The 24,721-nt window shown below is 70.2% G+C and carries 21 protein-coding genes; 8 read left to right on the forward strand and 13 right to left on the reverse strand.

Annotated features, from left to right (window positions below; genetic code table 11):
• Positions 1 to 7: 7 nt before the first annotated feature.
• Positions 8 to 778, reverse strand: coding sequence for an isocitrate lyase/phosphoenolpyruvate mutase family protein (locus DC434_RS10595; protein WP_116635234.1), 771 nt, complete (start codon positions 776 to 778; stop codon positions 8 to 10).
• Between the two features lie 163 nt (positions 779 to 941).
• Between DC434_RS10595 and DC434_RS10600 the strand changes: the two genes are divergently transcribed.
• Together DC434_RS10600 and DC434_RS10605 are read left to right on the forward strand one after the other, a co-directional pair.
• Entirely contained in the window at positions 942 to 2,423 is a 1,482-nt protein-coding gene (locus DC434_RS10600; RefSeq protein WP_116635235.1) for an HNH endonuclease signature motif containing protein, read from the forward strand.
• Between the two features lie 87 nt (positions 2,424 to 2,510).
• Positions 2,511 to 3,926 (forward strand): RNB domain-containing ribonuclease, encoded by a 1,416-nt coding sequence (locus DC434_RS10605; protein WP_116635236.1) that lies wholly within the window; start codon positions 2,511 to 2,513, stop codon positions 3,924 to 3,926.
• Positions 3,927 to 3,971: 45 nt separating this feature from the next.
• On the opposite strand, the gene DC434_RS10610 is transcribed toward DC434_RS10605, so the two are convergent.
• Genes DC434_RS10610 through ispG form a run of 3 tightly spaced genes read right to left on the reverse strand, consistent with a single transcriptional unit; the run spans position 3,972 to position 6,378 of the window.
• Entirely contained in the window at positions 3,972 to 4,835 is an 864-nt protein-coding gene (locus DC434_RS10610) for a hypothetical protein (RefSeq protein WP_116635237.1), read from the reverse strand.
• A gap of 56 nt (positions 4,836 to 4,891) precedes the next feature.
• The gene (locus tag DC434_RS10615) at positions 4,892 to 5,224 is read right to left on the reverse strand and encodes a nuclear transport factor 2 family protein (protein WP_116635423.1); all 333 of its coding nucleotides are present in this window, start codon (positions 5,222 to 5,224) and stop codon (positions 4,892 to 4,894) included.
• A 23-nt stretch (positions 5,225 to 5,247) separates the two neighbouring features.
• Entirely contained in the window at positions 5,248 to 6,378 is a 1,131-nt protein-coding gene (gene ispG / locus DC434_RS10620; protein WP_116635238.1) for a flavodoxin-dependent (E)-4-hydroxy-3-methylbut-2-enyl-diphosphate synthase, read from the reverse strand.
• 250 nt (positions 6,379 to 6,628) lie between these two features.
• Between ispG and DC434_RS10625 the strand changes: the two genes are divergently transcribed.
• On the forward strand, positions 6,629 to 8,512 hold the full coding sequence (locus DC434_RS10625; protein ID WP_116635239.1) for a chorismate-binding protein: 1,884 nt from the start codon (positions 6,629 to 6,631) through the stop codon (positions 8,510 to 8,512).
• A 19-nt stretch (positions 8,513 to 8,531) separates the two neighbouring features.
• On the opposite strand, the gene DC434_RS10630 is transcribed toward DC434_RS10625, so the two are convergent.
• Positions 8,532 to 9,845 carry a M50 family metallopeptidase gene (locus tag DC434_RS10630; protein WP_116635240.1) on the reverse strand — a complete coding sequence of 438 codons (1,314 nt, stop codon included), beginning with the start codon at positions 9,843 to 9,845 and terminating at the stop codon, positions 8,532 to 8,534.
• 65 nt (positions 9,846 to 9,910) lie between these two features.
• On the opposite strand from DC434_RS10630, the gene DC434_RS10635 reads away from it, so the two are divergent.
• The 3 genes from DC434_RS10635 (at position 9,911) to DC434_RS10645 (ending at position 12,991) form a co-directional block, all read left to right on the forward strand.
• The gene (locus tag DC434_RS10635) at positions 9,911 to 10,492 is read left to right on the forward strand and encodes a hypothetical protein (protein WP_116635241.1); all 582 of its coding nucleotides are present in this window, start codon (positions 9,911 to 9,913) and stop codon (positions 10,490 to 10,492) included.
• Positions 10,493 to 10,592: 100 nt separating this feature from the next.
• Positions 10,593 to 11,276 carry a YcnI family protein gene (locus DC434_RS10640; RefSeq protein ID WP_116635242.1) on the forward strand — a complete coding sequence of 228 codons (684 nt, stop codon included), beginning with the start codon at positions 10,593 to 10,595 and terminating at the stop codon, positions 11,274 to 11,276.
• A 92-nt stretch (positions 11,277 to 11,368) separates the two neighbouring features.
• Complete coding sequence (locus DC434_RS10645) at positions 11,369 to 12,991, forward strand: UDP-N-acetylmuramoyl-L-alanyl-D-glutamate--2,6-diaminopimelate ligase (protein ID WP_207769945.1); 1,623 nt, start codon at positions 11,369 to 11,371, stop codon at positions 12,989 to 12,991.
• A 681-nt stretch (positions 12,992 to 13,672) separates the two neighbouring features.
• Here the strand turns inward: DC434_RS10645 and dxr are convergent.
• Entirely contained in the window at positions 13,673 to 14,755 is a 1,083-nt protein-coding gene (dxr, locus tag DC434_RS10655; protein WP_116635245.1) for a 1-deoxy-D-xylulose-5-phosphate reductoisomerase, read from the reverse strand.
• A gap of 31 nt (positions 14,756 to 14,786) precedes the next feature.
• On the reverse strand, positions 14,787 to 15,749 hold the full coding sequence (locus DC434_RS10660; protein ID WP_116635246.1) for an FKBP-type peptidyl-prolyl cis-trans isomerase: 963 nt from the start codon (positions 15,747 to 15,749) through the stop codon (positions 14,787 to 14,789).
• 123 nt (positions 15,750 to 15,872) lie between these two features.
• Here DC434_RS10660 and DC434_RS10665 point away from each other — a divergent pair, with 123 nt between their 5' ends.
• On the forward strand, positions 15,873 to 16,670 hold the full coding sequence (locus tag DC434_RS10665) for a lysophospholipid acyltransferase family protein (RefSeq protein ID WP_116635247.1): 798 nt from the start codon (positions 15,873 to 15,875) through the stop codon (positions 16,668 to 16,670).
• Positions 16,671 to 16,687: 17 nt separating this feature from the next.
• Here the strand turns inward: DC434_RS10665 and DC434_RS10670 are convergent, their stop codons facing one another.
• Positions 16,688 to 17,188 carry an OsmC family protein gene (locus DC434_RS10670; protein WP_116635248.1) on the reverse strand — a complete coding sequence of 167 codons (501 nt, stop codon included), beginning with the start codon at positions 17,186 to 17,188 and terminating at the stop codon, positions 16,688 to 16,690.
• Between the two features lie 48 nt (positions 17,189 to 17,236).
• Between DC434_RS10670 and DC434_RS10675 the strand changes: the two genes are divergently transcribed.
• A complete protein-coding gene (locus tag DC434_RS10675) occupies positions 17,237 to 18,232 on the forward strand; it encodes an asparaginase (RefSeq protein ID WP_116635249.1) in 996 nt (331 codons plus the stop codon).
• A gap of 24 nt (positions 18,233 to 18,256) precedes the next feature.
• Here the strand turns inward: DC434_RS10675 and DC434_RS10680 are convergent, their stop codons facing one another.
• The 5 genes from DC434_RS10680 to yaaA all read right to left on the reverse strand — a co-directional run bounded on the left by DC434_RS10680 (position 18,257) and on the right by yaaA (position 24,697).
• Entirely contained in the window at positions 18,257 to 20,998 is a 2,742-nt protein-coding gene (locus tag DC434_RS10680; RefSeq protein WP_133192795.1) for an FtsK/SpoIIIE domain-containing protein, read from the reverse strand.
• A gap of 59 nt (positions 20,999 to 21,057) precedes the next feature.
• On the reverse strand, positions 21,058 to 21,858 hold the full coding sequence (locus DC434_RS10685; protein ID WP_116635251.1) for a protein phosphatase 2C domain-containing protein: 801 nt from the start codon (positions 21,856 to 21,858) through the stop codon (positions 21,058 to 21,060).
• 79 nt (positions 21,859 to 21,937) lie between these two features.
• Entirely contained in the window at positions 21,938 to 22,921 is a 984-nt protein-coding gene (locus DC434_RS10690; protein ID WP_116635252.1) for an aldo/keto reductase, read from the reverse strand.
• Positions 22,922 to 23,019: 98 nt separating this feature from the next.
• Positions 23,020 to 23,811, reverse strand: coding sequence for a large exoprotein (locus DC434_RS10695; protein ID WP_116635253.1), 792 nt, complete (start codon positions 23,809 to 23,811; stop codon positions 23,020 to 23,022).
• 139 nt (positions 23,812 to 23,950) lie between these two features.
• Positions 23,951 to 24,697, reverse strand: coding sequence for a peroxide stress protein YaaA (yaaA, locus tag DC434_RS10700; RefSeq protein WP_116635254.1), 747 nt, complete (start codon positions 24,695 to 24,697; stop codon positions 23,951 to 23,953).
• Positions 24,698 to 24,721 lie beyond the last annotated feature (24 nt).

Consider the following 24,721-nt stretch of genomic DNA (forward strand, 5'->3'; position numbering starts at 1 on the left):
GACGACGTCAGTTGAGCGCGGGCAGTCCGGACGGGACGACTCCCCCGCCGTACAGGCTGACGGCGAGCTCCTGCAGCGCGGTGAGTGCCACGCGCTGCGGGAGCGGCCCGTAGGAGATGCGTGCGACGCCGAGCTTCTCGTAGTCCGAGGCGGCGAGAGCGCCGGGGACGCCGATCACGCTGACCTTGCGTTCGCCGATGCCCTCGACGAGCTGACGGGTGACGTTCGCGTCGAGAAGGCCCGGCACGAAGACCGCGGTCGCACCCGCGTCGAGGTAGGCGCGGCCCCGCTGGATCGCGTCGGCGATGCTCTCCTGGACCGGGCGGTGACCCGCGCGGACGAAGGCGTCGGTGCGCGCGTTGAGGGCGAACGGGACGCCCTCGGCTTCAGCGGCCTTCACGATCGCCTCGACGGCGGCGACCGACTCGTCGAACGGCTTGAGCCGGTCTTCGACGTTCGCGCCGACGATGCCGACACCGATCGCGAGGCGGGTGGTCTCCCCCGCGTCTCCGTAGCCGTCGTCGAGATCGGCGGTGACAGGCACTTGGACGGATGCCGCGATGCGCCCGACCATGTCGATCATCAGGTCGCGCGGCGTCGCACCGTCGTCGTACCCGAACGAGGCGGCGATGCCGTGTCCGGCGGTGGCGATCGCCTTCGTCTCAGGAAGGGCGGCGACGGCACGGGCGCCGACGACATCCCACACGTTCACGACGCGGAGGATCTCCGGAGCGTCATAGAGTCCGACAAGGGTCTGGGCCTTGGCTGCAGTGGTCATGACTCCACGCTAACGCGGGTGGTCGACATCGGGGGCGGTGCGGGTGGAACAATCGCGAGGCTCCTCGGAGCTGTTCCGTTGTGTTGGGACAGGATGCTGGTGTGTCGGTTTGTGGGCGTGATCTGGGGGTTTCAATGTCGGTGGCCCCTGGTTCACTAGGGGTATGACAGCACTGGCGGACGCGACGGTCGAGCAGGTGAACGCGCTGGGTGCGGTCACCGAGATGCTCGTCGAGGTCGAGCGCACGATCAGCAGCATGCAGGCCGTCCGGGACGGTTTCCTCGCGGTCGGGTCCCGGTTGGCGGTCGACGTCGCGGGCCAGGCGGGGTCTCGGGAGGAGGCGGATCTGGTGTTGCGGTCGGTCGCGGCGGAGTTCGCGGCCGCGCTGCGGGTGTCGGACCGGACGGTGCAGCGGCGGATGACGGACGCGTCGTTCCTGGTGGAGCGTTTCCCGTCGGTGTGGCGGGCACTGGGGTCGGGGCGGATCAGTGCCGGGCATGCGCGGGTGATCTGCGACGCCGGCGAGCACCTGGACGATCCCGCGGACCGGGAGGCGTATTCGGCGGAGATGATCGGGTTCGCGGAGACGGAGTCCGCGAACCGGGTCGCGCGGTGGGCGCGGCGGGTCGCGGAACGGTACCAGGCGCGTCCGGTCAGTGACCGGCACAAGGATGCGCGGAAGAAGCGGGGCGTGTGGGTGAAAGACCTCGCTGACGGGATGGCGGAACTCGGCATGTGCGGGCCCGCCGCGTTGGTGCATGGAGCATTCGAACGGATCACCGCCATGGGAAAGACCGTGCAGGAACAGACGGTGCCGGAACAGACGGTGCCGGAACAGACGGTGCCGGAACAGACGGTTCAGGAACAGACGGTTCAGGAACAGACGGTGCAGGAACAGACGGGCCCGACCCGGGCGGATGCCGGAACGCACGCGACCGCGAGTGCGCCCGCAGGCGAGTCGCCGGAGACCGCGTTCGGCCCGGCCGCGGATGCGACGCGGACCGCGGGACGACCGACCGGTGACACGGTCGCCAAAGACCCGCGCACTCTGGGACAGATCCGCGCGGACATCGCCCTCGACCTGCTCCTCACCGGAGCCCCGGCAGGGCACGACACCCCCGGCGGCCTCCTCGGAGCGATCACGGCAAGCGTGTCGGTCACGGTCCCGGTCACGACTCTGATGGGGCACGGCACGACCCCCGCGGAACTGAACGGGTGCACCCCGATCGACCCCGACACCGCGAGACACCTCGCGGGGGCGGCATCCGGGTGGGATCGCATCCTCACCGACCCCATCACCGGCGCGCTCCTCACTGTCGACCGCTACCGACCCAGTGCGGAGCTGAGACGACACCTCCGGGCCCGGGACCAGCGTTGCCGATTCCCCACCTGCGGGTACGCCGCCACCCACAGCGATATCGACCACCACCACGACGCCGCCCACGGCGGTGCGACCACGGTGGAGAACCTCGGCCACCTCTGCCGACGACACCACGTCCTCAAGCACCACTCGCCATGGCACGTCGAACCCCTCGGCGACGGCACCTACGCCTGGACCAGCCCCACCGGCCGCACCTACATCGACAAGCCGCCGCCCCCGCACACCATCACCTTCACCGAAGACGACACCCCACCACCCTTCTGATACCCCGCGCCCTTCCGACGCCCCAGCCTTCCGACACCCTGTGCTCTTCCGACGCCGCTCTGCAGCGGCTCGACCTAGTGTGGAGACATGCCTCAGCGCCGATCTCACGTCGCCCCGTCCGCCGCGCAGACCGAGCTCGCCTCGGCACTGGCCGCGTTGCGGGAATCCGTCGACGCCCCGATCGAGTTCCCGGCCGACGTCCTCGCCGAAGCCGCAGCTGCCGATCCGACGGATCCCGAACTCGACCTGCGGGAGGTTCCGTTCGTGACCCTCGACCCGGCGGGATCCCGCGATCTCGACCAGGCGTTCCACCTGGAGCGCGACGGCGCCGGGTACACCGTCCGCTACGCGATCGCCGATGTCCCCGGTTTCGTGACACCTCGGGGTGCGGTCGATGTCGAGGCACGCCGCCGCGGGCAGACCCTGTATGCAGCGGACGGACGAATCCCTCTGCATCCGCCGGTTCTCAGCGAAGACCGCGCCTCTCTCCTCGCCGACGTCGACCGGCCCGCCCTGGTGTGGACGTTCTCGCTCGACAGCGACGGCGCCGTCACCACGTTCCGACTCGAGCGGGCGCTCATCCGCTCCCGCGCACAGCTCGACTACGTGACGACGCAGGCCTCCCTCGACCGCGGGGAGGAAGGACCCGCGACTCTGCTTCCCGAGATCGGCGCACTGCGCATCGAGCAGGAACGCGTCCGCGGCGGCGCGAGTCTCAATCTCCCCGACGAGGAGGTCGTGCGCGCTGCCGACGGCACCTATGGCATCGAGCGTGCCAGCCCGCTGCCCGTCGAGGAGTGGAACGCACAGCTCTCACTGATGACCGGGATGGCCGCCGCATCGCTCATGATCGACGCCGGCGTCGGCATCCTGCGCACGATGCCTCGACCCGATGACGACGCCTTCGAGACCTTCCGACACCAGACCGAGGCCCTCGGCCGCCCGTGGACCACCGGCGACTACGGCGAATACCTGCGAGCCCTCGACCGGACCGACCCTCTGACGCTTCCGGTGCTGCAGGCCGCCGCATCGCTCTTCCGCGGCGCCGGCTACGTCACGTTCGACGGAGCGGCCCCGAAGGACGCGATCCAGGCCGCGATCGCCGCGCCCTATGCGCACGCGACCGCTCCGCTGCGGCGCCTCGTCGACCGCTGGGTGCTCGCGATCTGCCTCGCGGTCTCGACCGGCCAGGAGATCCCGTCGTGGGCGCGCGAGTCGCTCGACGACCTGCCCGGATTGATGCAGGAGTCCGGACGACGCGCATCCCAGCTGAACGCGGCGACCATCAACAACGTCGAAGCAGCTCTCCTCACCCCACTGGTCGGCACCGAGATCGACGCGACCGTCATCGAGCTCCGCGGCGAACGGGCATCCATCCAGATCGCGGAGCCCGCCGTGACAGCATCCGCTCCGGTCCCCGCCGGTGCGCAACCGGGCGACGTGGTCCGGCTGCGGGTCGTCCGGGTCGACATCCCGCGCGGCGAGATCGAGTTCGCGATCTGACCCCGGGCCTCCGGCCTCGCCGACGGCGGGAGCGACGAGCGCCGCTCAGCCCGCCGGCACCGCGGTCGTCGTCATCACCAGCAGCTGCGGGTCGGTCAGATCCAGCGTCACCGTGATCGAGGCGAACTCCGACAGCGACGCGACGTGCGTCCCGCCGCACAGGATCACGGCTTCACCCTCGGGCAGCTCGCAGTGCCAGCGCCGGCGATCGACGATGGTCGGCCCCTCGACCTCGATGCGGCTGGAGGCTCCCGACGCCACCCAGTCGGCGAGCTGGGCGTTGATGCGCGCCGCACGGGCGTCGAGCGTGGCTGCGAAGGTCTCCGTGTCGAACCCGGCACGACGCAGACTCTTCCCGAGCCGGTACTCGTCCACCGCACCGTCCTCGTGGATGCGACTGGTCTGGTTCGCCCGACCCTCGAAGTCGGGGTTGCCGAGCGCGTCGGCGCCGGGGTCCTTGCGCCACAGGTCGGCGACGGCGAGGTCCAGCGCGAGCGAGGCGAGATGGCACGCGGTGTGCCCACGGCTCAGTCCCGCACGGCGAGAGGCATCCACCGACAGCGTGACCGGTGTACCGGGGACAAGCCCCTCGGGCGCATCCCCGGCGAGGCGATGCCCCACCAGCCATGTCCAGCCCTCGGCGCCGCGCTTGACGGGGATGGCGCTGCCGACGGCGAACTCGCCGGCATCGCTCGACGCCGCCATGACGGCCTCGACGACGGCCGCACGCTCGTCCCCCGCGGTCATCTCTCCGGAATCGCCGGGCTGATCGGGCCAGGTGTGGTCCACGGGATGGAACGGCGACACGTCGACGACGACCACGACTCCGTCGGGAGCGGCCTCGACCCGCGTGACCACTCCGTCTCCGATCACAGATCCATCGGCGAAGGACACGATCGTTGACGACATGGGACTCCTGGGGTCGGTGCGAAGTGACGGGAAGGCGTCCGGGGACGCCGACATGATCAGTGAGCCGGCGGAATGGTGAAGCTCGCGAGCTTGTCGCCCTCCACCACGAAGATGCCATCGGACTCGCCGTTGAACACGCGACTCGACCATCCGAACCGGATGCGGGTCGTCTCCCCCTCGGTCGTGGCGCTCAACACGGTCATGCGCGCTCCGGCGCCGATCGCATCGCTTCCCGCCCAGCTTCGGACGCCGTCGGGGCCTGCCTTGACCGTTCCCCAGTCGCTCACGAAGCCGTCGGCGGTGAACGCCGACACGAAAGCCTCGGTGTCAGCCGCGTTGATCGCATCGACCATCGCCTGCACGGGAGCGGGTACGGAGTTCTGCGACATCATCGTCTCCTTCGGGTCTCGCGTCAGACCGTGACGACCTGGGCCGTGCCGAGCGGAGCCTCGGGGCCCATCTCGGCGGCGATCCGGTTCGCCTCCTCGATCAGCGTGGCGACGATGTCGGCCTCGGGGACGGTCTTGATGACTTCGCCCTTGACGAAGATCTGCCCCTTGCCGTTGCCGGAGGCGACACCGAGGTCGGCCTCGCGCGCCTCGCCGGGACCGTTCACGACGCAGCCCATCACGGCGACACGCAGCGGGACGGTCATGTCCTTGAGCCCCTCGGTCACGTCTTCCGCGAGGGTGTACACGTCGACCTGCGCGCGTCCGCACGACGGGCACGACACGATCTCGAGCTTGCGCTCGCGCAGGTTGAGGGACTGCAGGATCTGGTGACCGACCTTGACCTCTTCCGCGGGAGGTGCGGACAGCGAGACGCGGATGGTGTCGCCGATGCCCTCGCCGAGCAGGATGCCGAACGCCGTCGCACTCTTGATCGTGCCCTGGAACGCCGGACCTGCCTCGGTGACGCCGAGGTGCAGCGGCCAGTCGCCCATCTGCGCGAGCAGGCGGTAGGCCTGGACCATGATCACCGGGTCGTTGTGCTTCACCGAGATCTTGAAGTCGTGGAAATCGTGCTCCTCGAAGAGCGAGGCCTCCCAGCGCGCGCTCTCGGCGAGGGCCTCCGGAGTCGCCTTGCCGTACTTCTGCAGCAGACGCGGGTCGAGGGACCCTGCGTTGACGCCGATCCGCAGCGAGACACCCGCGTCCTTCGCCGCCTTCGCGATCGCGCCCACCTGGTCGTCGAACTTGCGAATGTTGCCCGGGTTCACACGCACGGCGGCGCAGCCGGCGTCGATCGCCTGGAAGACGTACTTCGGCTGGAAGTGGATGTCGGCGATCACCGGGATCTGGCTCTTCTTCGCGATGATGTGCAACACGTCGGCATCGTCCTGCGAGGGAACCGCGACACGCACGATCTCGCAGCCGGACGCCGTGAGCTCGGCGATCTGCTGCAGGGTCCCGTTGATGTCGGTCGTCTTCGTCGTCGTCATGGACTGCACGCTGACGGGTGCGTCACCACCGACGAGCACCTTGCCCACCTTGATCTGGCGGGACTTGCGACGCGGGGCGAGGACGACGGGGACCTTCGGCATCCCAAGATTCACTGCTGGCACCCCTCAAGCCTACGCCGCCAGGATGCACGAGGGCTGGATGTCGGCCGCATGGTCACGGTGTCATCCGCCCGGGGACGGCGCCTCCGGTGTGGTAGTTTTCACCCCATGCTCGCGAACTTCACCTGGTGGCCCGCCTCCTAGGCGGTGTGTTCGCGTTCCCACGAATCCAGACCGCCTCCGGGGCGGTCTTTTCGTTGAGCCGAGCCGGAGCCCTGCACAGGAGACATCGATGACCCTCTCACGACTCGCCGAGCTCAGCACCGACCCGGCGTCATCCTTCGTGCTGATCGCACGCGACGGCGCCGACACCGTCGAGCTCCTCACCGGCGATGTCGTCGACGTCGACCTGCTCCGCGACATCCCGCTCGACGTCGACGGCGTGCCGCGCGAGGTGTTCGCGCTCGTCCCGTATCGACAGGTCCGCGAGCGCGGCTTCGTGGCGCAGGACGACGGGGCGCCCCTGCGCTGCATCGTCGTGGACGAGCACGTGCACCTCGACACCGCGCAGCTTCTCGCCGCGCTCCCCGACGCACCCGTGCCGCTGCACGACGACGGCTTCGACATCGCGGACGCGGAGTACGCCGCGATCGTCGAGAAGGTCATCGCCGAGGAGATCGGACGCGGCGAGGGAGCCAACTTCGTCATCCGCCGCGACTTCACGGCGAACATCGACGTCGACGACCGCACAGCGGCGCTCACCTGGTTCCGCGCGCTGCTCACGCACGAGCGCGGGGCGTACTGGACGTTCGCCGTGTTCACCCCCGGCCACATCGCGGTCGGTGCGAGCCCGGAGGCGCACGTCGTCGCCCGCGGCGGCGTCGTCACCATGAATCCGATCTCCGGCACGTTCCGGCACCCGGCCGGAGGCGCCACCAGGGAGACCCTCGTCGACTTCCTCGCGTCGACGAAGGAGACCGAAGAGCTGTTCATGGTCGTCGACGAGGAGCTCAAGATGATGAGCGCCGTCTGCTCCGACGGCGGCAGGATCACGGGTCCGCACCTCAAGGAGATGTCACGGCTCACGCACACCGAGTACATGCTGCGCGGACGCAGTGCCCTCGATCCCCGCGACATCCTGCGCGAGACGATGTTCGCCCCCACGGTCACCGGCTCTCCGATGCAGAACGCCTGCGCGGTCATCCGCCGGCATGAGAAGAAGCCCCGCGGCTATTACTCCGGTGTGGCGGCCCTGTTCACCCCGAATGACGCCGGTGGACACGACCTCGACGCCCCGATCCTCATCCGGACCGTGTATCTCCAGGATGGCGCCCTGAGCGTCCCTGTGGGCGCGACCCTGGTGCGGCACTCGGACCCGCTCGGCGAGGTGTCGGAGACCCACGGCAAGGCAGCGGGCGTTCTGGGCGCCATCGGCGCCATCGACCGCGATCGCGTTGCCGAGGCCCGCAGCGACGCGGATGCCCCCGGTGACGAGAAGGCACTCGCCGACGATCCGACGATCGCCGCACTGCTCTCATCGCGCAACGCCCGGCTCGCGGACTTCTGGCTCAACCCGCAGGGCGACGACCTCGACGGACCTTTCGCCGGACGTACCGCCCTCGTCGTCGACGCCGAGGATCGCTTCACGACGATGCTCGCCCACCAGCTCCGCCACCTCGGCCTCGCCGTCACGATCAGCCCCTGGAGCGAGGTGCAGGACGCCGATCTCGATGCGGCCGACATCGTCGTGGCTGGCCCCGGCCCAGGCGACCCTCGGGATGCCGCGAACTCCCGTATCGCCCGCATGCGCGAGGTCGTCGCTCGGCGCATGGATGCCGAGGCCCCGCTGCTCGCCGTCTGCCTGAGCCACCAGATCCTCAGCGACCGCTTCGGCATCGCGCTGACGTCGCTCGATGCTCCGCATCAGGGCCTCCAGAAGGCAGTGCCCGTGTTCGGTGAGGAGCCGTCGATCGGCTTCTACAACACCTTCACCGCCCGGGTCGCACCCGGCACGACGACGGTCGGGCCGGCGGAGGTCTCGGCGGACGCCGGATCGGGCGACGTCTATGCGCTTCGCGGCGCCCACTTCGCCTCGGTGCAGGGGCATCTCGAGTCGATCCTGTCGCGAGACGGCATCCACACGCTCGAACGTCTCGTCCGTCACGCACTCGCCTGAGCACCTGCCCCGGGGCCGCTTACTGCAGGATGTCGACAGGGTTGAACAGGTCGGCGACCAGCAGGAGCGCGCCCATCCCGATCAGCAGCACCGCGACGACGACCGTCAACGGCACGAGCCGGGTGGCGTCGACGGGTGCCGGCGGAGGCCGACGGAACAGCTTCGCCCAGATCCGCTTGATGCCCTCCCACAGCGCGACCACGACGTGACCGCCGTCGAGGGGCAGCAGCGGGATGAGGTTGAAGACGAAGAGGGCGATGTTGAGCGAGCCCAGAAGTCCGAGGAGCACCGCGAAGCGGTTCAGGATCGGGGCGTCGGTCGCGGCGACCTCTCCGGCGATGCGGCCGACCCCGACCACGCTCAGCGGCCCGTTCGGGTCGCGCTCGCCTCCGGTCACGAGTGACACTCCGACGTCCCAGAGCCGCACCGGCAGCGTGACGATCAGCGAAGCCACCCTGGCGACGTTGTCCGCCGTCATCTCCGGGCCCGCGCTCAGAGGCTGCTGCACGTAGCCCATCTGCGATCCCATGCCGACGTAGCCGACCTCCTTGACCACGGGCTCGCCGGCTTCGTCGAGGATCGGCTGCCCGCTGGCATCCGTGATCGTGCGCTCGGCGGCGATCGGCGTGATGCGCAGGGTCTGCTCCGCACCGTCGCGGCGAACCACCATGTCGAGAGTCTCGCCGGGTGCCGCCTGGACGATCGCCGTCGCATCGGCGAACGTCGACACCGGCTGGCCGTCGATCGAGACCAGCACATCGCCCGGCTCGATGCCCGCCTCGGCCGCCGGCGATGCCGGATCGTCGGCCGAGCACTCCGTGGCCGTGGACTCCGCCGGTACGACGCACTCGGTCACCGACGCGATCGTCGTCGTCCCCTGCTGCACGCCGATGCCGGAGACGAGGACCGTGAAGATGATGACCGCGAGGAGCAGGTTCATCAGCGGCCCGCCGAGCATGACGACCACGCGCTTCCACACCGGGAGCCTGTAGAAGACCCGGTCCTCCGCGCCCTCGGCGATGGTCTCGTCGTTCGCGGAGCGCGCATCCTGGATCAGCGTGCGGAACACGCCCTTCGCCGGACCGGCGGTCTTCGACGCCGGGTACATGCCCGACATCGAGATGAAGCCGCCCAGCGGCAGCATCTTGAATCCGTACTCGGTCTCGCCGATCCGCTTCGACCACAGCCGCGGACCGAAGCCGATCATGTACTGGCCGACGCGCACGCCGAAGAGCTTGGCGGGGACGAGATGGCCGACCTCATGCAGGCCGATCGACAAGCCGAGGCCGATCAGCATGAACAGGATGCCGCCCACATAGAGCAGGATTTCCACGTGCTCACGCTACTGCCCGCAGCCTAGGAATCCGCCCGGCACACCGCTCCGGCTAGGCTGACACGGTGACGACCCGGCAGCTGCGATTGGTACGCGCTGCCGCCGTCTCCTCCGTGGCCACGCTCATCGCCGCCGTCTCGCACACGCTCGGCGGCGGATCCGCGCCGCATCCGCTGCTGATCCTCGCGATGTCCACTCTGCTCACCCCGCTCTGCGCACTTCTCGTGGGCGTCCGGCCGTCGCGCCCTCGCGTCGCAGCCACCGTCCTGTTCGCGCAGGCGGCTTTCCACCTGCTGTTCCAGGTGCTGGGTTCGCCGACGGGATCCGCCGCGGTCGGCGCCGGCCATTCGCATCACGTCGCGCTCGACGCCCTCGGGGCGCTGCCGCCTGTCGCGGCGGCGGATACGACGATGCTCTTCGCGCACATCGTCGCGGCGGCGATCACCACGCTGCTCATCTGGCACGGCGAAGCGCTGCTGCGCGGCATCGCCCGCTGGTTCCAGACGCTTCTCCTCCGAGCGGTCCTGAGCGCGCCCGCCGAGCACCGGCGCCCCGACTCTCTCCGTTCCCTCCTCGTGCGCCCCTCCGACGCCGCGGTCTCCGCCGCCGTGTCGCGACGCGGACCTCCGGTGCTCGTCCGCGGCTGATCCGCCGCACCGACGTTCCGCTGCCCCGGCAGCGTCATCCTTCGCGGGTTCCCGCGTCGTTCCGACGCGCCCGCATCAACGAGCAATCAGGAGTACTCCCATGTCCCGCAACACCTCCCGCAGCCGCGCCCGTCGCGTCTCGATCACCTCCGCCGCCGTCTTCGGCGGTGCCGTCCTCGCTCTCGCCGTCCCGACGATGGCCGCCGCGCACGTCAACGTCAGCCCCGACGAGATCGTGGCCGGCGACCACGGCGTGCTCACCTTCTCCTTCTCGCACGGGTGCGACGACTCCCCCACCACAGCACTCCGCATCACGATGCCCGAAGGTCTCGCATCCGTGGCTCCCACGCTCGACGGCGACTGGACCATCGACGTCGAGCGCGGCGCCGACGGATTGGTGAGCGCCGTGACCTACACAGCCCTCACCCCCGTTCCGGTCGATCTCCGTGGCGCGGTGAGCATGTCGGTGGGCCTCGACGAGGACACCCCGGCCTCTTTGGCGTTCCCGGTCGTGCAGCAGTGCGTCGAAGGGGCGACCGAGTGGACGCAGCTCGCTGCCGAGGGTGAGAACCCCCACGACCTGGACTCCCCCGCACCCGTCGTGACCGTCACCGAGGCCGCTGCCGGCGGCCATGGCGAGCACGGTGCGACGGAGACCACGACGGATGCCGCGGCGGAGCCGGTCGCCGCGGACCCGCTGCCCACGGTCCTCGGTACGGGCGGACTCGTGGCCGGGATCGCCGCCCTCGTGGTCGCAGTGCTCGCCTACCGTCGCCGCGTCTGACGACACGGTCCGCCTCCTCCCGTGCATCGCGCGCGGAAGGGGGCGGGCCGCAGACGGGGTTCGTCCCGGCTCCGTGAGATCATGGATTCGACATGTCGATTGAACAACAACCGAGCCTGCCTCCCGTGCTCCGCCCCGCGAACCCGCCCCGGCGTGAGCTGTCCGAACTCGCCTCCCGATTCGCCGACGCCGTCCGCGGCGATGTGACCGGCATCGTGGTCTCCGGCATCACCCTCGCCACCGCGGATCTGCGGCCCGGCGAGGCGTTCGTCGCGATCCAGGGCGTCAACCGCCACGGTGCGGACTTCGCCGTGGCCGCGGCGGAGAAGGGGGCCGTGGCCGTCATCACCGATGAGCCGGGCGCCGAGATCGCCGCAGCGTCCGGAGTCCCGATCCTCGTGGTGGAGAACCCCCGCGCGATCCTCGGAGACCTCAGCGCCTGGGTCTACGGCACCGGTGCCGACGACCCGCTCCCGCTGCTGTTCGCGACCACCGGCACCAACGGCAAGACGAGCGTCTCGCACCTGCTGGAGGGCATCCTCGATCAGATGGGCGTCGTCACCGGCCTCTCCTCGACCGCCGAGCGCCACATCGCGGGCGAGATCATCGTCTCGCGGCTGACCACGCCGGAGGCGTCCGAGATGCACGCCCTGCTCGCACTGATGCGCGAGCGCGAGGTCGAGGCCGTCGCAGTCGAGGTCAGCGCGCAGGCCCTGTCGCGGCACCGCGTCGACGGCATCCGCTTCGACGTCGCCGGGTTCACCAACCTCAGCCACGATCATCTCGACGACTACGCCGACATGGACGAGTACTTCGAGGCCAAGCTGCCGCTGTTCCGCCCCGATCGCGCGCAGCGCGCCGTGATCTGCCTCGACTCCGCGTCGGGCGCCGTCGTGGTGGAGCGCTCCGAGATCCCGTCTGTGACCGTCGGCACTCCCTCGATCGCGGCCGATCCCGACGCCGCAGGAGGCGCGGACTGGGTCGTCGTCATCGATGAGGAGCGCGCCGCCGGCACGACCTTCACGATGACGGGCCCCGCCGGCTCGCTCACCACGACCGTCCCGGTGATCGGTCCGCACATGGCCGCGAACGCCGCGCTCGCGATCGTCATGCTCCTCGAGGGCGGATACCCGTGGCAGCGCATCGTCGACGCGCTCACCCGCGACGGCGGCATCCGCGCCTATCTCCCCGGCCGCACGCAGCTCGTCTCCGGAGACCGGGGACCGGCGGTCTTCGTCGACTTCGGGCACTCGCCCGACGCGTTCGAGAAGACCCTCGCCGCCGTCCGGCGCGTGACGCCAGGACGCGTGCTGATGCTGTTCGGCGCGGACGGCGACCGCGACGCGAGCAAGCGGTTCGACATGGCACGCACCGCCGTCGAGGGCAGCGACGTGCTCGTCGTGACCGACCACCACCCGCGCTTCGAGGATCCTGCCTCGATCCGGGCGACTCTGGTCGCCGGCGCGCGGCGCGCACGGCCGGATGCCGAGATCCACGAGTACTCCCCGCCCGAGAGCGCCATCGTCGCGGCCGTCGGCCTGGTCGGGGACGGCGATGCGATCCTCTGGGCAGGACCCGGGCACCAGGACTACCGCGACATCCGCGGGGTCCGCACGCCGTACTCGGCGCGAGAGCTGGCCCGACGCGCCTTGCGCGCTGCCGGATGGCCCGTGCCGGATTCGCGCTGGCCGGTGCCGTACCCCGACGAGGACTGACCGCGGGGCCGCCCGGCGGGCTCTCGTCGTCAGGCCGCCGCGATCAGCCGATCGGCCGTCTGGCGCGCCCACGATTCCGCGGCCGCGAGCGACTCGACCGTGAGCGCATCGGGCGGCCGGCCAACCGCAGATTGGACATCCGTACGACAATCGAGGTCCACCAGTCGAGCACAAGCCAGTGGCTACATATCGATATTCTGAAATGCGCCTGCTTTCGCACTTGAGCACCATCTGAGGCCTGGACACAATAGGTCGTTGTCGCCACATACGGAGCAGTGAGAGGATTCAGGATCCCGATGATGAAAAAGACTGTGACACGGAACGCCGGCACGATATTGGGTGCTTCATTGCTGCTCGCAGGCGCGAGTATAGCGGTACCCTCTGCCGCCCATGCAGGGACGATAGTCCAATCGAGGGATTACTCAACTCAGTTCCAGTGCAATATCGGCAGAGACACCCTTAGGGTCCAGGGGTTCAACGTCGCCCCCCATTGCACGTACGACGGCCTCTTCAAGACATGGAGCTTCTGGTACGAGACCAAGTGATCCGCTAGTCGCGTGTGGAAAGCGACTCGCGCGAGTGCGCCGGCAGTTGACAGTGACTTCGGTTGCTCCCTGTCGAAGCGCGGCACCCGGGCTGTCACACGCGCGGTCCAGCGGGGATCAAACGCAGGCGGGCGCGTCAGGCCGCCGCGATCAGCCGATCGGCAGTCTGGCGCGCCCACGATTCCGCGGCCGCGAGCGACTCGACCGTGAGCGCATCGGGCGGTTCGTGCGCGTCGACGACGCGGGCGATGGTGTCGACGATGCCGAGGAACGACAGGCGCCCCTCGTGGAAGGCGTCGACGGCCTGCTCGTTGGCGGCGTTGTAGACCGCGGGGAAGGTCGCGCCGGCTCGCCCGACGGCCTTCGCGAGTGCGACCGACGGGAAGGCCGCGGCGTCCAGAGGCTCGAAGGTCCACGAGGAGGCCGTCGTCCAGTCCAGGGGACGTCCGACTCCGCCGACACGGTGCGGCCAGTCGAGGCCCAGCGAGATGGGCAGGCGCATGTCAGGCGGGGAAGCCTGCGCGATCGTCGAGCCGTCGATGAACTCGACCATCGAATGGACGATGGACTGCGGATGGACCACGACGTCGATGTCGTCGTACGCGATGTCGAAGAGGAGATGTGCCTCGATGACCTCGAGCCCCTTGTTCACGAGGGTGGCGGAGTTCGTCGTGACCATGCGCCCCATGTCCCACGTCGGGTGCGCGAGCGCCTCCGCCGGGGTGACGTCTGCCAGCTCGGCGCGGCTGCGACCGCGGAACGGACCACCGGATGCCGTGACGACGAGCCGTCGCACCTCAGCATGCGTTCCCGCCCGGAGCGCCTGCGCCAGCGCGGAGTGCTCCGAGTCGACCGGCACGATCTGCCCGGGGGCCGCGGCCGCGAGCACGAGCTCGCCGCCGACGATGAGCGACTCCTTGTTCGCGAGAGCGAGGGTTCGTCCGGCCTTCAGCGCGGCGAGGGTCGAGCCGAGCCCGATCGAACCCGTGATCGCGTTGAGGACGACATCCGCCTCGACATCCCGCACGAGCTGCTCGGCCTCGACCGCGCCGAGGGCCGTGTCCTCGACCTGGAACTGCGCCGCCTGAGCCGCGAGCATCTCCGCGTTCGATCCGGCGGCGAGGCCGACGAGTTCGAAGCGCCGAGGATTCGCGCGGATCACATCCAGCGCCTGCGTTCCGATGGAGCCGGTGGAGCCGAGGACGATGATGCGACGCATGACGCCAGCCTAGGACACGCGCCCGCCGCGACTACTGCTGCGGCTGGACGGGCGTGGTGGCGAGGATGTCGACGACGAAGACGAGGCTCTCCTTCTGGAGCTCATGCCCCTCGTTCGCGCCGTAGCCGTCAGCCGGCGGCATCACGACGACGACCTGCGAGCCGACCTTCTGGCCCTCGAGAGCCTTCCGGAAGCCGGCGACGACACCGGTGGTCTGGAACTGCGCCGGCGCCGCGTCGCGGCTCCAGCTCGAGTCGAACTCGCTGCCGTCGGACCACTTCACGCCGAGGTACTGCACCACGACCAGGTCACCGGAGGCGACCGTTGCACCGTCGCCCTGCTTGAGGACCGCGACCTTGGTCTCGGTGGGCGCGTCCCCGTCGGGGATCGTCACGGTCGGCTTCCCGGCCTTGTCGAGCTCGACGGCGGGCATGCCGGGGGTCGGATCGACAGGGGTGCCCGTCGCGACCTCGGGGAGGTGCTCGACGGCCTCGGCGTAGACGACCTTGCTGGTCCCTCCCTCGCCGAAGACATTGCCCGGGAGCGCGAGAACGATGCGCGATCCGACCGGCTCGCACTCGAGAGCGGCGACGAACAACGAGGACTGGTCAGTGTCGAGCAAGATGGGCAGCAGACCCTCGTCACCGCGTGCCGACGAGTCGAGGACCTCACCCGTCGCGGCCTCGATGATCTGATACTGCACGGACACGAGGTCACCCACCCCGATGTCCTCGCCGTCGCCCGCGCTCACCACGGTACGCTCGACGCCCGCGAAGGCGGCGTCGGCCGGCACGGTGATCTTGGTATCGGCACCCTCGCCGTCGACGACCACCGCATCGGAGGTGTCGCCCGGCTGCGCGTCCAGCGCGCAGGAGCTCGACGCCGTGGGATCGGGCGTGCTCGAACTCTCCGGGGCACCGCTGCCGGAGCAGCCTGCCAGCAGAAGGGTCGCCGCAGCGACGGTGGACAGGATGACGAGCGGACGCTTGCGCACAGGGAGACCTCAAGATCGCGGGCGGGACACTCCATCCTCCCCCATCCCCCTTTGCCCGCGCTGGGAGGCGCGGCGCGATTCTTCATTCCCGCGATGGCATGGATCCGGGAGTAACCTGCTCTGATGACCTCTGAGCAGTCCGTCGAGCCCGAAGCCTCGTCAGAAGAGATTCCGGCCTCAGAGGAATCAGCGAAACCGCGCCACGCCGGATTCGCCTACCGGCTCGGACGCGGGCTCATCACGCCGCTGGCCCGCCTGGTCTACCGGCCGCGGATCGAAGGCCGTGAGAACGTTCCGCTGAGCGGACCCGTGATCTTCGCGAGCAATCACCTCTCTTTCATCGACTCGATCGCCATCCCGGTCGCCGCTCCGCGACCCGTGCACTTCCTGGCGAAGTCGACCTACTTCGAGGGCACGGGCTTCCAGGGCTGGATGAGCAAGACGTTCTTCCAATCGATCGGTGCGATCCCGGTTCGCCGAGGCGCCGGGCAGGCAGCGCTCGATGCGCTCGACCTGCAGCGCCAGCTCCTGGATGAGGGCCTCGCGGTCGCGCTCTATCCGGAGGGCACCCGCTCCACCGACGGCCGCCTGTACAAGGGCCGCACGGGCGTGGCGTTCCTCGCTCTCCAGACGGGCGCACCGGTCGTACCCGTCGGCCTGATCGGAACCGACAAGGTGATGCCGGTCGGCGCGAAGGTCCCCACCATCTCCGAGCGGATCACGGTGCGGTTCGGCGAACCGCTCGACCTGTCCCCGCACGGGCCCGCGACGAGCGGACGAGCACGTCGACTCGCGACCGACGACATCATGGCAGCGATCCACGCCCTCTCGGGCCAGGAGCTCGCAGGCGCCTACAACGAGGCTCCGGCGCAGGGAGCCATCGAGAAGATCAAGCAGGCGCTGCCGCACGAACGACGCTGACGCGACGCCGCCGCGCGCTACGACGCGAGCGCGGTGACCGTCGCCTCGTGCCGCACCGGGAAGTTCATCGAGTTCGCGATGAAGCACCACTCGTTCGCCTGCGCGTGGGCGCGCTCGGCAGCGTCGATCATCGACGCCTCGGCGACGACGACCTCCGGCCGCAGCAGGACCTCGACGAAGGCTCCTCCGCCCGCGCCGTTCTCGCGCATCATCCCGCTCGCCTGATCGCGGTAGGACACGACGACGACGCCGGCCGTCACGCAGGCATGGAGGTACGACAGCAGGTGGCATTCGGACAGCGATGCCAGCAGCAGATCCTCAGGGTTCCATCGTGAGGGATCGCCGCGGAACGGCTTGTCGGACGAGGCGAGGAGCTCGGGCTTCCCGTCGACCTCGATCGTGACGTCGCGGCGATAGTCGCGATAGCCGCTGGTCCCGCTGCCGGTGTTCCCGGTCCAGGTGGACGTGAGGGCGTAACGGTGCTCGCCGAGGGCGCGGGGGGTCGACTGCTCTGCCATACGTCAAGTCTGCCAGGGCCCGGCGGGACGCGGCGTTAGGATCGAGAGGTGCTGGAGACTCTCACCGTTCAGGATGCCGTGGAACTCGCCGTCGTCGAACGCAGCGGGTTCGTCGAGTCCCGCCATGCGGGTGCCGCCGTCGTGCTGTCGCCCGACGGCGAGATCGTCGCACGCCACGGCAACGTCGAGGCGCTGATCCTTCCGCGTTCCAGCCTCAAGCCGCTGCAGGCCGTCGCCTGCATCACGGCGGGTGCCGTCCTGGAGGGCGAGCAGCTGGCACTCTCGACGGCCAGCCACACCGGGACCGATCGCCATGCCTCCGTGGTCCGCGACATCCTGACCGAGGGCGGTCTGACGGAGGACGACCTCGGCTGCCCCCCGGCCTGGCCGACGGACTCGGCGACGCGGGACGAACTCGTCCGCGAGCACGGCCAGACGGCGCGCGTGCGCATGAACTGCTCCGGCAAGCACGCCGCGATGCTCCGGGCCTGCGTGGCCACGGGCTGGTCGACCGACGGATACCTGGATCCCGCGCACCCGCTGCAGGCTCACATCCGCGAGGTCGTCGAGCGCCTCTCCGGCGAGAAGATCGCGCACACGGCGATCGACGGCTGCGGAGCACCGGTGCACGCGCTCACGCTCACCGGACTCGCCCGCGCCATCCACCGGATCGGCACGGCTTCGGATCGCTCCCCGTTCGCGCTGCACCGTGTTGCCGGCTCTCTGGTGCGCGCGGTGCGGGAGAACCCGTGGACGATCGAGGGCCCCGGCCGTCCCGACACGATCGCGATCGAGAAGCTCGGGGTGTTCACCAAGGGCGGCGCCGAAGGCGTGATGGTGATGGTCGCCCCGAACGGCACCACGGTGGCGCTGAAGATGCTCGACGGCGCCCCGCGTGCCTCGACCGTCGTCGCCGCGACCCTGCTGGCTCGCGCCGGCGGTCTGAGCGATGCCGACGTCGCAACTCTCCAGGCGGCTCTTCCGCTCGAGGTCCTCGGTGGCGGCGGCGTGGTCGGCAGCATCCGACCGGGTAGCGGCATCTGACCCACCCCGGGTCGGCACCCTCTCTCACCCCGGCGTGAGCGCCGGAACGATGACGCGCCGCGGCGACCCAGCCCCGCGCACCGACCACGCACGACCGGCGTGCGGACGCGCGAAGGGCGGAAGCTCGCGGACGCCTGCGAGCTGACGGAGATCCGTCGGCTGCTCGGCGCGGATGAGGATCTCCCCTTCGGCGCGGATGCGCTGCCAGACCGACCAGCTGCGCTGCCAGGTCTCCGCGTCCGCGACGAGGATGCACGAGGCGGACGGACGGAGCCTCTCCGCATCGGGCAGGAGCACCTCGCAGTCGGGGTGAGCGATCTGCAGCCGCGCGACGATCTCCGGGGCGCCCGTGCTCACCACCGCGGTGATGCTCGCCGCCGGGACCCACGCCGGAGGCACTGCCTCCGCGGAGATGGCGACCGCGTGCTCCTCGACCCACGCGAACTGGACCTCACGCCCGCCCAGCGTCGCGCGGCCGGCGATGCGATCGCGGACGAACCCCGACGGCTCGCCTCCGGCGGCGATGTGCTCGACGCGGCTCGGCATCCGCAGCAGAGCCCTCCGCGGAAGCGCGTCGAGAAGGCGCCCCACCGGACCTGTCGCACGCGCCGCAGTCATCACGACGGTTGCGCCTCCGCCCGCCCTCAGGACCTGTTCCCAGCGCTGGGCGAGCTGCTGCGCGTGCTCGGACGGCAGTCCGGCGAGAAGGACGTCCACATCGTCGCACAGCACCACAGCGGGCAGCGGTTCGCCGCCGGTCGCCCAGGCCGTGACGAGATCCCAGGCGTGCTCGGGATCGGACGGCACCCATCGTGCATCGGCGCGCTGCGCCGCGATCGTGCGCAGCGCCGCGGTTCGCCCCGACCCCGGAGCGCCCAGGATGGACAGGCCCCGCTCCGGCCCGGGGTGCAGCACCTCCAGGGGCTGGGACTGCCGCTCGGGAGCGTCGGCCCGTCCGAGGACGACCTGTCCCGCCGGGAGAGCCGCGGCGGGTCCGGTGAGATCGCTGAGCGGGATACGGCCGGGGAGCGAAGCAAGCCAGGGGCTGCGCGGCCGGTCGACGGCTGCCCACCGCATCCCCACGCGCCGCAGGTCCGACGCGCCGGTGAGGGCGACACGCAGCGCGACCGGAGCGTGATCCTCGGGGCGGCGCACCAGGGCGACACCGCGTGAGCCCGCGCCGCCCGGGAGCTCGGCGGCGGCATCCGTGCCGATCACGAGCCTGCTGTCGGCGGCGTCTCCGACCCGCAGGCTGATCCGCAGAGGGCAGTTCGCCGCGAGGGCGTCGCGGACCACCCCTGCGGCGCGTTGGGTGCCGAGGATGAGGTGCATGCCCAGCGCCCGACCACGCGCGGCGACGTCGGTGAAGACGGCACCGAGATCCGGATGCTCCTGCAGGAGAGCCGCGAACTCGTCGACCACGATGATCAGTCGGGGCATCGCCACGTCGCGCACGTCTCTGGCGCCCGCGGCCGCGAGCACCGCCTCCCGGTGCCGCAGCTCCGCGGTCAGACTCGACACGCCTCGTCGCGCGCCCTCGTCGTCGAGATCGGTGATGACGGCCGCGACCTGTCGGAGCTCTCTCAGCGGCTCGAAGGCCGTGCCTCCCTTGAAGTCCGCGAGCACGAACGTCACGCGGTCGGGGCCGTTGGACGCGGCGATCGCGGTCACCCAGGTCACGAGGAGCTCGCTCTTCCCCGTCCCTGTCGTGCCGGTGACGATCGCATGCGGCCCGTCCTCCACGATGTCGACCACGATGTCCTCGTGGGCGCTCCGTCCGATGACCGCGGGAAGTCCGTGGTCGCCCGGTGACTGCGCGAGTTCGCGCATGCCTACGGACACCGGCAGCATGTCGGCGTCCCGATGCTCCTCCCGGCATTCCCCGGCGACCGCCTGCGCCTGCGCGAGCGAGAGGCATTCCACGGCGACGTCCGCGATGCCTCGCGGCGTCCGCAGCGTCGCCGACCCCGGCTCCGCGACGTCGATCACGGTCGTGATGCCGTCGGGCACCTCGCCTCCCGCCTGAGTCAGCCAGACGACCGCATCCGCATCGACCCGTGGGCCGCTCGACGCCGCGACGCCGATCCGGAATCCGCTCCGTCGTGCGCGCAGCGCGTGCGGCAGCGACTCGAGTCCCCAGCGCGCGAGATCGTCGCCGACGAGCGAGAGCTGAGCCGCACCGAATCGCAGACACAGCTGCACGACGACGGCCCGGGCCACCGCGGCCGTCAGCGCCTCCGGTCCGCGCAGACAGATGCCCCGTCCGAGCGGAACCGCGAGCGGCGCATCGTGCAGCGTCGCCGACCGCTCCCGGAAGTCGCGCGTGCGTGCATCGTCTCCCCCACCGCAGCGGATGCCGCTCGGCACCCTTCCCCTGCCCACCACGAGCGAACTCGACTCGTCCGGCGGGTGCGCGCCGCGCAGCGGCGGCTGGACGAGGCATGACGCGGCATCAGGATCCTGGAGCCATCGTGCCGCGCGCTCCTCGCGCTGCCGGCGCTCCAGCCCGGCTTCGGCCTCGGCCCATGCCGCTGCGGCCTCCGCAGCGTTCCGGCGCCGGTCCCGGCGTCGGCTCCGCGCCGCGTCGGCGAGAGAAGCGACCAGCATCAGAGGTCCCAGTGCGGCGAAGCAGAGGGCGAACAGAGAACCGGTGACCAGCCAGAGCACCACGCCGGCCGCGACGGGGACGATCGCCGCCATGAACGGCAGAGCGGGCCTCCGTGGCGAAGGCGGCGCAGCAGGGAGCGTGATCGGAAAGGAGTCCATGCACCTCAGTGCACAGCATGGCGCATCTGGAGAGGATGCTGTCCACAGGAGTGGAGCGGTTACTCCGCGGACTCGTCCTCTGTGGAGAGCGAGTCGTCCTCGCCGCTCACCTGAACGATGACCAGCGTGACGTTGTCGCGTCCGCCGTTCTCCAGCGCTGCGGCGAGCATCGCATCGACGGCATCAGCGGGGTCGGCGTTCTCGCGCAGGAAGTGCTGGATCCCGTAGTCGGTCAGCTCCTTCGTGAGCCCGTCCGAGCAGATGACGAAGCGATCGCCCGCCCGCACATCGATCGTGAGGTAGTCCGGCGGGGTGAGCTCGCTCGCACCGACGGCACGCGTGATGACGTTGCTGTACGGGTGCCCCTCGGCCTCCTCCGGACTGAGCTTGCCCGCCGTGATGAGCTCCTGCACGACGGAGTGGTCCGTCGTCACCTGCACGAGCCGGTCGTCACGGAGCAGGTAGACGCGGGAGTCGCCGATGTTGAGCGAGACCCACTGCGGCTCGTCCCCCGCGACGTCGAGGAAGACGCCGGTGAGCGTGGTGCCGGTGCCCTCGTCGGTCGTCTCCGGGTGATCGGCGATGTCGGCCACGGCCAGCTCGAGAGCGTTCTCGATCGCAGCCCTGTCGACCTCGCCCGACTCGACGACCGCTTCGAGCCTCGCGACGGTGCTGCGGCTGGCGATCTCTCCCCCGGCATGACCGCCCATGCCGTCGGCGACGATGAACAGCGGGTACTCCGCAAGGAACGCGTCCTGGTTCGTCTCACGACGACGTCCCAGGTCGGTGACGCCTGCCCACGAGAGCAGCAGCGGGCGCTGCGCGATCGTGATGCTGCGCGTCTTCGTCGTCTCAGCCACGTGCTGCCTCCGATGGACCTGCGGCGGATCGGGCGAGCGCAGGATACTCACACATCGTAGTGGAACTCCGGTTCCCGGCTCATACCCGGGCACCCGGGTCTTCGGGCAGCGGGAACAGCCTGTCGATGGTCTCGCGGTCGGCGGCGTCGGGGCGCCAGGCGTCTCCCGCAAGGGCGTTCGCCTCGACCTGGGCCGCCGAGGTGGCACCGGCGATCACGCTCGAGACGACGGGGTTGGAGAGGAGCCAGCCGAACGACGCCTGCAGCATCGTGATGCCTCGTTCGTCGCAGAACCCGCGGAACTCCTCGATGGCAGCCCACGGCGCGTTCTCCCACACGTGGCGACGACTCGACATGATGCGGCTCGATGCGGGGCCGCCTTCCCGGGTGAACTTGCCCGTCAGCAGCCCGTTGTGCAGCGGGAAGAACGGGAAGAACCCGAGCCCATAGCGCTCCACGGCGGGGAGCACCTCGCGTTCGGCCGCACGAGCGAGCAGCGAGTAGTGGTTCTGAGATGAGATGAAGCGGCCCGTCGACCGCTCGCGTGCGGTGAACTCCGCCTCGGCGATCTGCCAGCCGGAGAAGTTCGAATGCCCGTAGTAGCGGATCTTGCCTTCGCGAACGAGCTCATCGAGGGCATCCGTCGTCTCCGCGATCGGCGTCTCGGGATCGGGCAGGTGCAGCTGGTAGAGGTCGATCCAGTCCGTGCGCAGTCGGCGCAAGGACTCCTCCACTGCTCGACGGACGTATCGACGGGAACCACGGCCCGCGGGAAAGGCGTAGCCCATGTCGCGCTCGTGGCCGAACTTCGTCGCGAGCACCACGCGGTCTCGGCGCCCTTCCAGGGCCTGTCCCATCAGGGTTTCGCTGGTGCCGGCGACAGCGCCGTACATGTCCGCCGTGTCGAGCAGCGTGATCCCGTTGGCGATCGCGGCATCGATGACCTCGCGGGTCCCGGTGAGCGTCTCGGTGGCGGTGCCGCTGCGTCCGAAGTTGTTGCAGCCGAGGCCCGTTGCCGACACGAGCAGACCGGAGGCGCCCACCCGGCGCTGCGACATGACCATGGTCTCCACGTTAGCGCCCGTACCGTCGCTGTCGGCGCGGCCCACGGCGGGAACGGCACAGGGCCCCCGACCGAAGTCGAGGGCCCTGTGTCCGACGATCAGGCCGGAGGCTGCGTCGGGTCGGACGGCGGCGCAGGCGGAGCTGCCGGCGGCGCGGTCGGAGGTGCCGGCGGAGTGGCCGGAGGAGCTGCCGGCGGTGCCGGCGGCGTGGTGGGCTGCGCCGGAGGCACGGGGGCCCCGGTCGCCGGTGCGGCAGGAGCAGCGGGCGGCGCGTAGCCGGGCTGTGCCGGCGGCGCGTAGCCGGGCTGCGCGGGAGGCGCGTACCCCTGCGGAGCGGGAGGCGCGTAGCCCTGGGGGGCGGCGCCGTAGCCCTGCTGAGGTGCGGCGGCAGCCGGCTGGACGGGGATGCCGTCCCACACCGTGCGGTCTCCGAGGAAGCCGTTGCCCGCCCAGGAGGCCGGCTGGATGTTCGGGTTCCAGCGCGACTTGTCGAACGCGTTGATACCCAGCCAGACGATGCTCAGGAAGACGTAGAGCACGACCCAGACCGCATCCTTCTGCAGCTTGAGGCCGACGCGCCACGCGGCGATCACGGACAGCACGGCCAGCGCGATCGAGAAGACGAAGCCGATCCCGATCCAGCTGAGGAGCGCAGCGCCACCGATGCCGTAGAGCACGAGCCACGGGCTCAGGTCACCAAGCTTGAAGAAGATCATCGTGTTGTAGACGGGCACCCAGGCGCGCCACTTGCCCTGCACTCCGGCCTTCTCGAAGATCTTCATGTAGAAGAGAGAGCCCAGTACATAGCCGGCGATCGCGATCAGGAAGATCACGAAGGAATATGCGAGAAGCAGGCCGGCGTAGCCTGCTCCGTAGTCGTCGTAATCCATGAGACTCACATTCTTTGGTCTCGGGAGACGGCTTTCGCCCCCCGCAAACGAAGCGACCGCCTCGCATTGGACATGGTAGCGGTGCGCATGGGGGCGGGCAACGAACCACGCGGGGAGTTTCATCCCGCGTCACCTGGCGTCATTCGGCGACGACGAGCTCCAGGACGCCGGCATCATCCGTGCCGCGGAGGACGACGTCGCTCTTCTCCGCCCAGCGGCGGAGGCCCCGCAGCGACGTGATGCGCGGTCGGTCCTCGGCCAGCGCACGGACGAGGAGCCCCTTGGACTTCTTGTTGAAGTGGTTGAGCGCCCTGCCGTGCTCCGTCACGACGCGCACGTAGGAGGAGGGGACGGATGCCGGGACGGGCCCGAGAGCCACGTAGGCCTCGCTCCGCAGGTCGAGCACGAAGGCCGGAGCGGACTCCGCGATGGCAGACGATGTGGCATCCGCCCAGTGGCGCCGGAGGGCCGGGAGGCCGGGAACCGAGGTCCCTGCGGAGAGCCGGTACGTCGGCAGCGCATCCAGGGCCCCGATCGGTCCGAGCGGGGCGCTGTGGATCCACACGTGCTCGCCGAGCCAACGTCGGGATGCCGTCGACAGGGTCGCGGCGTCGAGCGCGTCGAAGAGCACTCCCGTGTAGCGGTCGACCGCGGGCATGGTCGGCGCGGTGCGCAGCGTCCGATTGTGCTCCACGTCACCGGCCTGGCGGTCGCTGAGCTTCAACACCCGACGGGCGGCCTCCTCGTCGGCGGCGAGCTCGATCAGCGCGTCGAGCGCGGCGGATCGGTGCGCGTGGAGCTCTGGGAGCGCCAGCGACGAGAGAGCCAGCGGTGCGCCGTCGCCGCCCGGACGCTTGGTCTCCGACGGTGGGAGCAGGATCTTCATGGGACCTCGGGGACAGACACGACC

It is taken from the genome of Microbacterium sp. TPD7012, assembly GCF_003075395.1.
In the GTDB taxonomy this organism is placed as follows: Bacteria; Actinomycetota; Actinomycetes; order Actinomycetales; family Microbacteriaceae; genus Microbacterium.